This window comes from Pseudomonas faucium (genome assembly GCF_021602585.1).
In the GTDB taxonomy this organism is placed as follows: Bacteria; Pseudomonadota; Gammaproteobacteria; order Pseudomonadales; family Pseudomonadaceae; genus Aquipseudomonas; species Aquipseudomonas faucium.
The window spans coordinates 21,607-34,747 of record NZ_BQIP01000014.1; the positions used below are offsets into that span (position 1 = coordinate 21,607).

The 13,141-nt window shown below is 63.8% G+C and carries 11 protein-coding genes; 8 read left to right on the top strand and 3 right to left on the bottom strand.

Annotated features, from left to right (window positions below; translation table 11 throughout):
- Window positions 1-3 precede the first annotated feature (3 nt).
- Window positions 4-1,401 carry an aminotransferase-like domain-containing protein gene (locus L6D75_RS16995; RefSeq protein WP_176515242.1) on the bottom strand — a complete coding sequence of 466 codons (1,398 nt, stop codon included), beginning with the start codon at window positions 1,399-1,401 and terminating at the stop codon, window positions 4-6.
- Window positions 1,402-1,820: 419 nt separating this feature from the next.
- Between L6D75_RS16995 and L6D75_RS17000 the strand changes: the two genes are divergently transcribed.
- From L6D75_RS17000 to L6D75_RS17010, 3 genes are read left to right on the top strand one after another with little or no spacing between them, the layout of a single operon-like run.
- A complete protein-coding gene (locus L6D75_RS17000) occupies window positions 1,821-2,846 on the top strand; it encodes a TauD/TfdA family dioxygenase (protein ID WP_176515244.1) in 1,026 nt (341 codons plus the stop codon).
- 29 nt (window positions 2,847-2,875) lie between these two features.
- Complete coding sequence (locus L6D75_RS17005; protein WP_176515246.1) at window positions 2,876-3,661, top strand: sulfite exporter TauE/SafE family protein; 786 nt, start codon at window positions 2,876-2,878, stop codon at window positions 3,659-3,661.
- Between the two features lie 24 nt (window positions 3,662-3,685).
- Entirely contained in the window at window positions 3,686-4,453 is a 768-nt protein-coding gene (locus L6D75_RS17010; RefSeq protein WP_176515248.1) for an SDR family NAD(P)-dependent oxidoreductase, read from the top strand.
- A gap of 12 nt (window positions 4,454-4,465) precedes the next feature.
- Here L6D75_RS17010 and L6D75_RS17015 read toward each other — a convergent pair whose 3' ends face one another.
- Both L6D75_RS17015 and L6D75_RS17020 read right to left on the bottom strand, forming a co-directional pair.
- Window positions 4,466-4,906, bottom strand: coding sequence for a GlcG/HbpS family heme-binding protein (locus tag L6D75_RS17015; RefSeq protein ID WP_236193716.1), 441 nt, complete (start codon window positions 4,904-4,906; stop codon window positions 4,466-4,468).
- 170 nt (window positions 4,907-5,076) lie between these two features.
- Window positions 5,077-5,973 (bottom strand): LysR substrate-binding domain-containing protein, encoded by an 897-nt coding sequence (locus tag L6D75_RS17020; protein WP_176515252.1) that lies wholly within the window; start codon window positions 5,971-5,973, stop codon window positions 5,077-5,079.
- A gap of 183 nt (window positions 5,974-6,156) precedes the next feature.
- On the opposite strand from L6D75_RS17020, the gene L6D75_RS17025 reads away from it, so the two are divergent.
- The 5 genes from L6D75_RS17025 to L6D75_RS17045 are packed head-to-tail and all read left to right on the top strand — an operon-like array spanning window position 6,157 to window position 12,944.
- Complete coding sequence (locus L6D75_RS17025) at window positions 6,157-7,077, top strand: ABC transporter permease (RefSeq protein WP_176515254.1); 921 nt, start codon at window positions 6,157-6,159, stop codon at window positions 7,075-7,077.
- A gap of 10 nt (window positions 7,078-7,087) precedes the next feature.
- Window positions 7,088-7,948 (top strand): ABC transporter permease, encoded by an 861-nt coding sequence (locus tag L6D75_RS17030; RefSeq protein ID WP_236193717.1) that lies wholly within the window; start codon window positions 7,088-7,090, stop codon window positions 7,946-7,948.
- A gap of 60 nt (window positions 7,949-8,008) precedes the next feature.
- Entirely contained in the window at window positions 8,009-9,580 is a 1,572-nt protein-coding gene (locus L6D75_RS17035) for an ABC transporter substrate-binding protein (RefSeq protein WP_176515258.1), read from the top strand.
- A 14-nt stretch (window positions 9,581-9,594) separates the two neighbouring features.
- Window positions 9,595-11,100 carry an argininosuccinate lyase gene (gene argH, locus L6D75_RS17040; protein WP_176515260.1) on the top strand — a complete coding sequence of 502 codons (1,506 nt, stop codon included), beginning with the start codon at window positions 9,595-9,597 and terminating at the stop codon, window positions 11,098-11,100.
- 14 nt (window positions 11,101-11,114) lie between these two features.
- A complete protein-coding gene (locus tag L6D75_RS17045; protein WP_176515262.1) occupies window positions 11,115-12,944 on the top strand; it encodes an ABC transporter ATP-binding protein in 1,830 nt (609 codons plus the stop codon).
- Window positions 12,945-13,141: the final 197 nt, after the last annotated feature.

Below are 13,141 nucleotides of genomic sequence, written 5' to 3' on the forward strand. Positions count from 1 at the left end.
CTTTCAATAGAACAGCCGCGGCTCCGGCGAGTCCAGCAGGCTGGCAAGCTTGGTCAAGGCAAAGCCCAGCTCCGCACGGCTCGGGGTCATCAGCGCAATGCGCACGCCGCAGGCGGCAGGGCTGCGTTCGGGCAGGAACTGGCTGCCACTGACCACCGTCACCCCATTGTTGCGCGCCAGGTTGGCGAATTCATCGCTGGTCCAGGGCTCGGGCAGCTCCAGCCACAGATGGAAGCTGTTGGGCTGGCTGCGAATCTTGTATTTGCCGAGGATTTCCCGGGCCATCTGCTGGCGCGCGGCCGCTTCGTCCTGCTGCACCTTCACCAACTGGTCGGCCATGCCGCTGTTGATCAGGTTGCTGGCCAGCTGCGCCATCAGCGGCGAAGGCATCCAGACACTGCTGCGCACCATCGACGATAGCCGCGACAGGGTTTGCGGCGGGGCATACAGGTAGCCGATGCGCAGCGCCGGCAGCACGCTCTTGGACAGGCTGGTCAGGTATACCGAACGTTCCGGCGCATAGGCCGCCAGCGGCTGGTAGTCCGGTGCCGGCTCAAGGAACCCGTAGATATCGTCGTCGACGATGAACAGGTCGAATTCGCGGGCAATCGCGGCGATGGCTTCGCGGCGTTCGTGGGGCATGATCGAGTTGGTCGGGTTCTGATGCGTGGTCACGCACACCAGCAGGGAAGGGCGGTGCTCCTCGCAGGCCGCGCGCAACGCTTCGGGAATCAGCCCGTGTTCATCCATGGCCACGCCACGCAGCCGGCGGCCCATGCTGTGGGCGAGGGAAATGATGCCGGGGTAGCAGAACGATTCGCAGAGGATCACGTCATCGCTCTTCGACAGGCTGCTGATGGCAACCAGCAGGCCGTGCTGCGCACCTGACGTCAGCACCACCTGCTGCCAGCGGGCTTCGGGCAGCCAACGTTGAATCCAGGCGGCGCCTGCCTGCTTGTGCGTCGCGTGGCCGCCTTCGGTGACGTAGTCGAGCACCTGAACCAGGTCGGGCGAGGCCGCCAGCTCGGTGATGGCGCCCCGCAGCCAGTCGGTCATGTGGGCATCGTTGGGCTTGATGATCGACAGGTCGATCTGCCCGCTCTCGTGCTGGCGCGGGCCAGGCGCAGGCGGGGTGGCTGGCGCCGGCGTGGGTGCAGCCGGCCGCTGCTGAAGCACGAAAGTACCCCGGCCAACCTCACCGACCACCAACCCGCGCTTGGCGGCTTCGTCATAGGCCCGGCCGATGGTGCCAGGCGTCACGTTCAATGATTCGGCCAGGTCCTTGAGCGTCGGCAGGCGATCGCCTGCTGCCAGCCGGCCGCTGCCGATGTCCTGCTCGAGGGCGTCGGCAATCATCAGGTAGACCGGCTGCGCCAGGTCGCTGTAGTGAGGAACCCACATAGAAATGGCACCAGAAGCTGCGAGAACGCGGAAGCCTAGCACGAAAGGTCAGATGGAAGTAATTGTGTTTTCCTACAGGTAAATTGCATCGATTGATTCGTTCTTGAGCACCCTCGAATGGCTGTTTCGTCATGTACGTCGAGCCGTGAAGATCGCCAGTCCCAGTGGCTTCATTAGGAAATCTTTTGAAATCAATAAGTTGATTGAGTCGATTCAATCGAGCGTGCAATCGCTCATAGAAATAAATTGAATCGACTTTATTTTTGTAATTACAATGATTGAGTCGATGCAATTCAAAGGGGGCGTGAGCAGCTCCCCAGCCAGCAATCGACCAGATGTGAATGGCTTCAAAAAGACAATGTCTGCCGCCTCTGCCCGGCAAAGCACGACACCGAATGGCCAATGGAATATCACCCGAAATGGAAAGCGCACACCTGCAACAAGCAGCCGAGGCCCGGACCTCGCTGGAGATTCGCCTGCCCTGGGTCGTCTCGAGCGCCTGGCAAACGTTACTGCACAACACCCCTCTGGACTTCGAGACCAGCAAAGAGCTCTACCCCCAACTGAAGGACCAGGCCCAGGAGGTGCTGGGCAAGGCCCTGTGCCAGCAGATCCGCGGGTTCGTCGAAGACCCGCAGTTGACCAGTATGATCGTGCGCAACTGCCCGCGTGACCGGGATGTGCCACCCACGCCGTACTCGGGGGTACTCAGCCCGCGCAGCACGCCAGTCGCCTGCCTGGTCAGCCTGACCATGCAATGCCTGATGGGCATCAACCCGATCGTCTATGAAGGTGAAAACGACGGCCGCTTGTTCCGTCATGTCATCCCGGCGCGCACCTCGTCCAGCCACAAGAGCTCGCACGGTTCGCGCCTGCGATTCTCCTACCACGTCGACAACCCGGACCTGCCATTGTCCAGCGAGCCGCTGGGCACTGCGTCCTGCTGCCCGGAATACCTGTCCTTCTTCGGCATGCGCTGCGACCCGCGCATCAGCACCACCCTGGTCAACCTCGATGCCGTGGTGGCGGCGCTGCCCCTGGCCACCGTGCGCGAACTGAGCCTGGCGCAGTTCGAAATCCGCCGCCCGGACTCATTCACCGGCAACCGCCGCTGCACCGCCGAACTGCCGGTACTGGTGCGCGGCCATGCCGGCGAGTGGCTGTGCCGTTTCGACAGCGAAAACACCCACGGCCTGAACCTGCGCGCCGAGCAAGCCCTGGCCAGCCTGCGCAGCCTGCTGGAAACCCGCCGTTTCGATGAGCCACACCTGTTGCTGCCGGGCGACTTCATGATCTTCAAGAACCAGCGCGTGCTGCATGCCCGCGATGGTTTCGAACCCCAGAACGATGGTGCCGACCGCTGGCTGCTGCGCCTGTTCGCGGTCAACGACCTGAACCGGGTGCACTTCGCCCGCGCCGATCACCTCTACGAAGTGCTCTCCTGAGCCATCGCCACACTCAAGGAACGACTGCTATGGAACTGTTAGGCGCCTTCTGGGCGGAACATTGGCTGCTGGCGATTCTGCTGCTGGGCACCATCGCCTTCATCGCTGGCTTCGTCGACAGCATCGCCGGGGGCGGCGGGCTGTTTCTGGTACCGGGTTTCCTGCTGGTGGGCATGCCGCCCCAGGTCGCCCTGGGCCAGGAAAAACTGGTCAGCACCCTGGGCACGCTGGCGGCCATCCGCAATTTCCTGGCCAACAGCAAGATGGTGTGGAAGGTTGCCCTGGTCGGCGTTCCGTTCTCGCTGCTCGGTGCCTACCTTGGCGCGCACCTGATCGTGTCGATCTCCCAGGAAACCGTGGGCAAGATCATCCTGGCGCTGATCCCGTTCGGCATCCTGATCTTTCTCACCCCCAAGGACCGCCCGGTGCAGGAGCGCGAGCTGTCGCCGCGGGTGCTCTACACCGTGGTGCCGCTGACTTGCCTGGCCATTGGCTTCTATGACGGCTTCTTCGGCCCCGGCACCGGCAGCATGTTCATCATCGCCTTCCACTACCTGCTGCGCATGGACCTGGTGTCCAGCTCGGCCAACTCCAAGACCTTCAACTTCGCTTCGAACATCGGCGCCCTGGTGGCCTTCATCATGGCGGGCAAAGTCGTCTACCTGCTGGCCTTGCCGCTGGTGGCCTGCAACATCCTCGGCAACCACATGGGCAGCGCTCTGGCCTTGCGCAAAGGCAACGAAGTGGTCCGCAAGGCGCTGGTGTTCTCGATGCTGTGCCTGTTCACCAGCCTGGGCGTGAAGTACCTGGCCTGACATTTCTGGAAAGGAGACAACCTGATGAAAACCGCATTCGTAACCGGCGCCTCCTCGGGCTTTGGCCGGGCCATCTGCCGCACCCTGGTCAGCAAGGGCTACCGCGTGATCGGCGGCGCCCGGCGCATGGACAAGCTGCAGGCACTGGAGCGCGAGTTGGGCGTCAACTTCATCCCGCTGGCGCTGGATGTGACCGATGCTGCATCGCTGGAAGCGGCGGTGGAGCAGATTCGCGACGCCTCGCTGCAGATCGACCTGCTGGTGAACAATGCCGGGCTGGCGCTGGGCGTCGAGCGCGCCCAGGTGTCCAGCGCCGAGAACTGGCAGCGGATGATCGACACCAACATCACCGGCCTGGCCATGGTGACCCACAAGATCCTGCCGCAGATGGTGGAAGCCGACCGCGGGATGATCATCAACATTGGCTCGATTGCCGGCACCTACCCGTACCCGGGCGGCAACGTCTACGGCGCCAGCAAGGCGTTCGTGCGCCAGTTCAGCCTCAACCTGCGCGCCGACCTGGCAGGCACGCGGGTGCGGGTGAGCAACATCGAGCCGGGCCTGTGCTCGGGCACCGATTTCTCGGTGGTGCGCCTGAACGGCGACCTCAACGCCGTGGAGGCGTTGTACCGCGATGTGGAAGCCATCCTGCCAGAGGACATCGCCGCCACAGTCGCCTGGATCGCCGAGCAACCTGCGCACGTGAACATCAACACCATCGAAATCATGCCGGTGGCGCAAAGCAGTGCCGCGCTCAACATCGCCCGCGACCTGCCGCTGGGCGCCGCCTGATTGCCCGCTTGCTCAGGCGTCGGCATCCAGCGCCGCCTGGGCGAACTGCGCGTCCAGTTCCGGGGTTGTACCGCTGATGCCGATGCCGCCGATGTGCTGGCCGTTGGCATCCATGATCGGCAAACCGCCGCCGAGCAGCGTGAAACCCGGCAAGGAGGCGTAGGGGTTGGCTGGCAATGCGGCGCTGCGTTCGCCGAGCGCGCGTGAGGACAAGGGGAAGCGGGCAGACGTCGACGCCTTGAGCTGCGCAACCTGGATGCTGCCGCTGCTGGTGCCGTCCATGCGGTGGAAGTGTTTCAGGTTGCCATGGTTGTCGACGATGCTGATGACGATGGCATGACCCTGGGCGCGGGCCGCGTGTTCGGCCGCGGCGGCCATGTTGCGGGCGGCTTCGGCGGTGATGGGGGAGGGGGCGTCTGCCAGTGAGGTTGCTGCGAAAAGCGCAGCGCACATGAAAAGACTGAAACGGCCATGGTTCGAAGGCATGCGAGCGTTACCCCTGAGGACTGTTCGGCCGGGCAACCTAGCAGGCAGTTGTCGCTTGCGGATGTAGGCCATTTCCGAGACCGATGTCCGGTAAGCGTGTTGCCACTCTGGCCCAGGCAGTTCAATGGCGCTGGTCGTTACACGGGCGCTTTGAAGATCTTCTCCATGATTCCCATGAAGTCCCACGCCAGCTTCGAGCGCTGCTGATGCCCGGGGAAAACCATCGACACTTCGAAAGGAATGGACTGCTCAAGCTTGCGATAGGTAATCCCTGGGTACTTGGAATACGACGCGGTGAACGGGTCGCACACCGTCATGCCGAAGCCGCCGGAAACCATGTTGCAGGCAAAATGTGCCGAGGTGGTGTCTACCGAGCTCAAGCCCACGACCTTGAGTGCTTCCAGCGCAGCATCGAGGCGCCGCTGCAGGGGATTGTTGGGGTTCAGCGAGATCAGGCGCTGGCCTTGCAGGTCTTCGAGGCTGACGACCTGCTTTTCGGCAAGCGCATCATCGCTGCGCATCACGCACACCGCGTCCACCTTGGGCATCTGCACCAGTTGCAGGCCAGGGTATTCGCCGGCCGGCACCTGCACGAAGCCGATATCGAGCTGATTGGCCGAAGTCAGTTCGAGGACGCTCATCGAGTTGCGCACATCCAGGGAGGTCCGTACACCCGGGCGCTCTTGCACGAAACGGCGCACCCCTTCGGCCACCACGGTCAGGCCCAGCGCACTCATCGAGCCGATGCGCAGGGTGCCGGTGCGCAGGGTCATCAGGTCTTCGGCAACGCGCTCGATACGCTCGATACCCTGATAGAACTTGTCCACCTCGGCATACAGAAATTGCGCCTCGGTGCTGGGGATCAAGCGATTGCCTTCGCGGCGGAACAACCGCAGCGAGAGCGCGACTTCCAGGTCGCGAATCAGCCGGCTGATGGCGGGTTGGGAAACCCGCAAGGTCTCGGCGGCGATGGTCATGCTGCCGGTGAGCATGACGGTGCGAAAGGCTTCCAACTGGCGCGGGTTGAGTTTCATGTACGGTCTCGGCAGGGAGCAGTGGCGGCGGCAGGTCAGCATAACATTTCATTATGTGCGTCCAACCCGCTGGCGTATTGCGCTGTTTTGGTGACGTGCGATTATTTGCTCAGGTGTTTGCAGGTTAACAGCTTGCCAATACTTGCAGATGATTGCCGTTAATTAAAACAATAGGGGCTGATCGTGCTTAATTATGCAATTCGCAGGCTATTGCTCCTGCTGCCCATGTTGTTGGGTGTATCGATCGTGGTCTTTCTGGTCTTGCATTTCATTCCGGGCGACCCGGCCAGATTGGCCGCGGGGCCAGATGCAACGGATGCGGACGTCGAGCAGATAAGGCAGAACTACGGGTTGGACAAGCCCCTGCTGAACCAATACCTGATCTACGTGAAGAACGTCGCCAGCGGTGATCTGGGCGAATCCTTCCAGACCTTCACCCCGGTCCTCGAAGGTATCGCCAGGACATTGCCAGCAACGCTGGAGCTGACCGCAGCAGGGATGCTGCTGGCAGTCATCATTGGCGTCCCGCTGGGCATCATTGCGGCATTGCGCCCGCGAGGCGTGCTCGACAGCACATTGACGACGCTGGCGGTAGTGGGCATCTCGATGCCGGGGTTCCTGCTCGGCCTGGTCCTGATGTCGGTGTTCTCCGCCAGCCTGGGATGGCTGCCGCCTACCGGCCGTGGTGGCTTGCAGCACCTGATACTGCCCGCGGTGACGCTCGGCTTGCCCTATGTCGCAACGTTTTCCAGGTTGGCCCGCTCAACCCTGATGGATGTATTGAAGGAAGACTATATAAGGACGGCCTACGCCAAAGGCGTGCCTAATTATAAAGTTGTTCTCAAACATGCACTTTCCAATGCCGCCATTCCATTGGTCACGGTATTTGGCATGGACTTCGGACGCTTGCTCGGCGGCGCGGTAATTGTTGAAACCGTATTTGCCTGGCCCGGCATGGGACGCTTCCTGATAGATGCAATCATGGCCCGTGATATCTATGTGGTTCAAGGAACCGTATTGGTCTTCGCCGCCTTGGTCGTTGTCGTCAACCTCATTGTGGATCTTGCATATGGCTTCCTCGACCCTCGCATCACCTACAACTGAGGCCCGCCCCTTGCCTCGGACACTGCGGCGCATGAACTTCATCGGCTTTCTCATCGCCCGAAAGCGCTGGTTCGCCCTCGCGGCGACCGCGGTGATCGTGATGATGGTGACCGCAGCCATCTTCGCCCCCCTGTTCTTCGACTGGGATGCCGTCACCCGGATCAACTTGTCGCAATCGCTGGTCACGCCCGGCTCCGAATTCTGGCTAGGCACCGACCAGTTGGGGCGCGACCTGCTCGGGCGTGTGCTGTGGGGCGCACGCATCACCCTGATCGTCGCGGTGGCCAGCGTCGGCATCGCCATGCTGGTGGGCGTTGCAGTGGGGGCGGGCTGCGGTTACTACAACGGGCCGATCTCCGGGCTGGTCATGCGGGTCATGGACTCGATGATCGCCTTCCCCCGCACCCTGGTGGCAATCCTGGTAATCACCGTGGCCGGCAACAGCATCCTCAGCCTGACGTTGGCCATCGCCATTTCCAGCATTCCCATCTACGTGCGGTTCTTCGCCGGGCCGGTGATGGCCCTGGCCAAGCGCGAGTTCGTGCTGGCGTCGAAGTCCATCGGGGTGAGCGATGTGCGATTGCTGCGGGTGCATATCCTGCCCAACATCGGCTCGCTGGTGATCATTCAGGCCACGGTGTCGCTCGCAGAGGCCATCCTGATCGGTTCGGGGTTGAGCTTCCTCGGGCTTGGGCCACCCCCGCCCATACCGGAGTGGGGCGCGATGATCGCCGAGTCGCGGCCGTTGCTGACCACCCACCCCTATGTGCTGATCGCCCCGGGATGCGCGCTGGTGCTGACCATCCTGAGCTTCAACATCGTAGGCGATGCGCTACGCGACTTCATCGACCCGAAATCGCGCAAAGCCTGACACTCCGGCGTGGCCTGGCCGCGCCGGATGCCGACAAACCTTATCAAGCGAGAAAAGATCATGGAGCGTACAGGCTTCAAGGCAACGCTCATCCGTGGTTTGCTGCTGGGCGCCCTCGGATGCTCGGCACTCGGCCCAGCCGCGGTCAGCGCGCAGGGCTTGCAGACGCTGACCTTCGTCCAAGGCTCAGACATCGACACACTCGACCCCGCGGTATCGCGCAGCGTGCCGTCGTACAACGTGCTGGACCACCTGTTCAACCGCCTGGTGAACTGGCAAGGGCAGGACCGCGAGCAGGTCGTCCCCGACCTGGCGCTGTCCTGGGTCCGCTCCGATGATGGTCGGCAATGGACCTTCGCCCTGCGCAAGGGCGTGAAGTTTCACGACGGCACCGACTTCGACGCCCAGGCGGTGAAGTTCAACCTGGACCGCATACGCGATGCCAAGCTGGGCTCGCCACACCGCTCCTACTACACCGACATCGTCTCGGTCGAGGTGCTGGCGCCCGACCAGTTGCGCATCACCACCGCCAACCCTTCGCCGACCCTGCTCGAGCTGCTGGCCAAGCCATCCTCGTCCATCAGCAGCCCGGCGGCGGTGGCCAAGTACGGGCGGGCCTACGGGCACCATCCGGTGGGCACCGGGCCTTACAAGTTCGTGCGCTGGCTGCCCAACGACCACACCGTGATCGACAGCAATCCCAGCTACTTCGGTGTCGCCGGCAAGCCGCAAAAGATCGTCTTCCGCCCCGTGCGGGAGGACTCCTCGCGGGTCATCGAGCTGCGCACGCGCAATGCCGATGTGGCCGCCGACCTGTCCCCGGAAGCCGCCATCGAACTCAAGGCCCTGAACAAGTCGGACCTGTTGCGGGTGCCCAGCACCTTCCAGGTGTTCTTCGAACTCAACCTCACCCGGCCACCGTTCGATGACGTGCGCATGCGCCAGGCAGTGAACATGGCGATCGACCGCGATGCCCTGGTCAACAAGGTGCTGCTGGGCTACGGCAAGGTGCCGGTCAGCCCCTTCCCGGCAGGTACCCAGGCGCGTCGCACCTTCGCCCCGGTGAAATACGACCCGGCGGCTGCGCGACGCTTGATCGAGCAAGTCTACCCCGGTGGTTTCCCCGGCACCGTGGTGATGTGGACCCCGGCCGGGCGCTATACCAAGGACCGCCAGGTGGCCGAAGTGGTCCAGGGCTACCTCAACGCGGTGGGCCTTAAGACCGAGTTCAAGGTCTGGGAGTGGGCCACGTACCAGAAGAGCCTGTACCGCCCCGAACCGGGCAAGGGCACGGGCAAGGGGTCCAACGATGCCGACATGTGGCTGCTCGGCACCGGCATCTCCGACGCGGACATCCGCCTGCGCCGCAAGCTGGTGACGGGCGATCCGCAGAACCTGACCGGCTACAGCAACCCCGAGGTGGACAACCTGCTGCAACGGGCCGCCCGTGAACTGGATGAGCACAAGCGCATGGCCTACTACGGGCAGATCCAGCAAATCCTCTGGGAGCAGGACCCCAACAGCCTGCCGCTGTTCGACCAGGAGCAGATCATCGGGCTTCGCAAAGGTTTGAAAGGCCTCGTCGTGGATTACGAAGGGACCATCGATTTCCAGCATGCACAACTGAATTGAACGGTGAAACGACCATGTCCAAAGCACACGCACACGAAACCTTGCTCACCGATGCCCGCCTGAGTGCACCGGCTGCCGAGCGGATGGTGAAATACCATGACATCCCGGCCCTGGATACCGAGATCCGGCAGTTCCACGAGTTCATCGAGGTCGACCTGGCGCACACGGTGATGCTCGTCGAGCAGCAGATCCTCGCCCGCCCCGTCGGCCAGGCCATCCTCTCCGAACTGCGCAAGATCCGCGCGCTGGCCACCTCCGACTTCCCGTTCGACGTCAGAAAGGGCAGCTTCCTGCTGCAGGTCGAATCCTACCTGTTCGCCCGCATCGGCGAAGACAACGCCGGCCAGATGCACACCGGGCGCAGCCGCATCGACCAGGGCGCCACGGTGCGCCGGCTGTACGACCGCAAGCGCATCCTGGCGGTGCTGGCGCGTATCAATGGCTTCCAGCAAGCGCTGATCGAGCAGGCCGCGCGCCATGCCGACACCATCATGCCGGGCTACACCCACATGCAGCATGCCCAGCCGTGGGTGTTCGGCCATTACCTGCTGAGTTTCAGCACCCGCCTGCACGACAGCTTCAGCCGCCTGGCCCAGGCCTATGCCCGGGTCAACCGCAACCCGCTGGGCGCGGTAGGGCTGGCCGGGACCTCCTGGCCGCTGGACCGCAAGCGCACCACCGAGCTGCTGGGCTTCGACAGCCTGGTGGAAAACTCCAAGCTGGGCCGCGAGGCGTGGTACGCGGCTGAGGCGATCGGTGCGCTGTCGTTCATCATGGCCGACCTCAACGACCTGGCCACCGACCTGCACATCTGGTCCAGCGTCGAGTTCGCCACGGTCGAGAGCGATGACAGCTATTGCGGCACCAGCAGCATCTTCCCGCAGAAGAAGAACCCCTCGGGCCTGGAGACCATCAAGAAGGCCGCGGGCGAGTCGGTCACCTGGCTGAGCACGGCGCTGGCCACCTTCCGCGCCGAAGGCACGGGCGATCAGGCCATGCGCGACCTGCCCTTGATCCAGCGGGCGCTGGAAGTCACCGAGGGCATGCTCGATTTGTTCACCGGCATCGTCGAGACCCTCAAGGTGCATGAGGCGCGCATGAGCGAACTGCTGTCGGGCAGCTGGTGCACCGCCAGCAACCTGGCCGATGTCATCGTGCGCGAGCGTGGCATCAGCTTCCGCCAGGTGCATCATGTGGTCGCTCGGCTGGTGCGCAACAGCCTGGCCTCGGGGGTGATGCCACAACAGGTCACCGGTGCGGCGCTGGACCAGGCCGCCGTGGAGACCATCGGCTCGACCCTGGGCTATAGCGACGCGCAGGTGCGTGACGCCCTCAACCCGCGTACGTTCGTGGAAACCCGTATCTCCATCGGTGGCGTCGGGCCCGCCGAGGTGCGCCGCCTGCTGGCGGTTGCCCAGGACGAGCTGGTGCAAGACCGCCTGTGGGTGGCTGCCAGCCAGGGCAAGGTCGCCGGTGCCCGGGCCGCGCTGGATGCCGCCGTGGCGCGGATAGTGGATTGAAGGGGGTCACTCTGATGAACGAGAACCTGGTCGCTCGGGTCGAGAACTTGAGCGTGGCTTTCGGCAGTGATGGCGAGGCCCCAGTGGTACGTGACGTGTCCTTCGAAGTCGGCCGTGGCCAGACGCTGGCCATCGTCGGTGAGTCAGGCTCTGGCAAATCGGTGACCTCGATGGCCATGATGGGCCTGATCGGGCGTGCCGGTGGGCGGGTGGTGTCCGGCTCGATGCACCTGCGTACCGGCGACGGTGCGCTGATCGACCTGGTGGCAGCGCCCGAAGCGCTGCTGCGCCGGCTGCGTGGCTCGGCGATGTCGATGATCTTCCAGGAGCCGATGACCTCGCTGAACCCGGTGTTCAAGGTCGGCGCCCAGCTGGTCGAGGCGATCACCCTGCACAAGCGCTGCAACCGCACCAGTGCCGAGGCCCAGGCCCTGCGCATGCTCGACCTGGTGCGCATTCCCGATGCACGGCAGGTGATGGGGCGCTTCCCTCATGAACTGTCCGGCGGCATGCGCCAGCGGATCATGATTGCCATGTCGCTGGTGTGCGAGCCGACCTTGCTGATCGCCGACGAGCCGACCACCGCGCTGGACGTCACCGTGCAAGCGCAGATCCTGCGCATCATCAAGGAGCTGCAGGACAGCCTGCGCATGGGCGTCATCTTCATCACCCATGACATGGGCGTGGTCGCGGAAGTGGCCGACGAGGTGATGGTCATGAAGCGCGGAGAGACCGTCGAGCACGGTACGGCCAAGGACGTGCTGCTGCACCCGCGCCAGCCCTACACCCAGGCGCTGTTGGCAGCGGTGCCGAAAATCGGCTCGATGCGTGGTAGCGACCTGCCGGCCAAGTTCGCCCTGGTCGACGAGCCGCTGGCGCAGGGGCAGCAGGAGGCGGCGCGGGCGCCGGATTACCAGGGTGCGCCGATCCTCAGCGTCGAGTCGCTGTCGATCCGTTATGACCTGCGTGGCGGCATCCTTGGCAAGGTGCAGCGGCGCGTGCACGCGGTGGAGTCGATCGACTTCCAGATCTACCCAGGCGAGACCCTGGCGCTGGTGGGCGAGTCGGGCTGCGGCAAGTCCACCAGCGCCAGGGCCGTGGCCGGCCTGATGCCGATCCAGGGCGGCAACATCCTGTTCCAGGGCAGGAATGTCGGTGCCTTGGGCAGGGCCGAGCAGAAGGCACTGCGGCGTGATATCCAGATGGTGTTCCAGGATCCGTATGCCTCGCTCAACCCGCGCCTGACCATCGAGCAGAGCCTGATGGAGCCGCTGCTGGTGCATGGGCTTGCGCAGGGTGAGGCTGCGCGCCGGCAGGTTGGCGAGTTGCTCGAACGGGTAGGGCTTGGCGCCGAGCACGCGCAACGCTACCCCCACGAGTTCTCCGGCGGCCAACGGCAACGGATCTGCATCGCCCGCGCCCTGGCCCTGTCGCCCAAGCTGATCATTGCCGATGAGGCGGTGTCGGCGCTGGATGTGTCGATCCAGGCCCAGGTCATCAACCTGCTGCAGGACCTGCAGCGGGAGCGGGGGATCGCGTTCTTGTTCATCTCGCACGACATGGCGGTGGTCGAGCGGGTCAGCCATCGGGTGGGGGTGATGTACCACGGGCGGATCGTCGAGATCGGCCCACGGCGTAGCGTGTTCGAGAACCCGGGGCATGCGTATACGCAGCGGTTGCTCAGTGCAGTGCCCTCGGCGGATCTGAATGTGCAGAGAAAACCGTTCAACCTGATGAGCGAGGCGGTGCCCAGCCGCATACATGACATCGGGCACCAGGCGGCGGCCATGCAGTATCGGGAGGTTGCACCGGGGCATTTCGTGGCCATTTCAGCGGTGGCGTGAGGGTTCGTTTTCACTGCTGGCCTCTTCGCGGGGCAAGCCCGCTCTCACAGGTGCAGCGCAACCTTCATGCCTGCGCTGAACTCGTGGGAGCGGGCTTGCCCCGCGAAAGGGCCATAACTGCTGACCCATGTCATCGCACCTTCTCGATTCTTGACTAGTCTTATCTATTGGCGGCCGTCAAAACCGCCCCCCGTGAC

Bases quoted from the DNA above. Each gene is read 5' to 3' on its own strand.
- L6D75_RS17010 (WP_176515248.1), top strand. From the start codon at position 3,686: ATGAAAACCGCATTCGTAACCGGCGCCTCCTCGGGCTTTGGCCGGGCC.
- argH (WP_176515260.1), top strand. From the start codon at position 9,595: ATGTCCAAAGCACACGCACACGAAACCTTGCTCACCGATGCCCGCCTG.
- L6D75_RS17005 (WP_176515246.1), top strand. From the start codon at position 2,876: ATGGAACTGTTAGGCGCCTTCTGGGCGGAACATTGGCTGCTGGCGATT.
- L6D75_RS17045 (WP_176515262.1), top strand. From the start codon at position 11,115: ATGAACGAGAACCTGGTCGCTCGGGTCGAGAACTTGAGCGTGGCTTTC.
- L6D75_RS17020 (WP_176515252.1), bottom strand. From the start codon at position 5,973: ATGAAACTCAACCCGCGCCAGTTGGAAGCCTTTCGCACCGTCATGCTC.
- L6D75_RS17035 (WP_176515258.1), top strand. From the start codon at position 8,009: ATGGAGCGTACAGGCTTCAAGGCAACGCTCATCCGTGGTTTGCTGCTG.
- L6D75_RS16995 (WP_176515242.1), bottom strand. From the start codon at position 1,401: ATGTGGGTTCCTCACTACAGCGACCTGGCGCAGCCGGTCTACCTGATG.
- L6D75_RS17000 (WP_176515244.1), top strand. From the start codon at position 1,821: ATGGAAAGCGCACACCTGCAACAAGCAGCCGAGGCCCGGACCTCGCTG.
- L6D75_RS17015 (WP_236193716.1), bottom strand. From the start codon at position 4,906: ATGTGCGCTGCGCTTTTCGCAGCAACCTCACTGGCAGACGCCCCCTCC.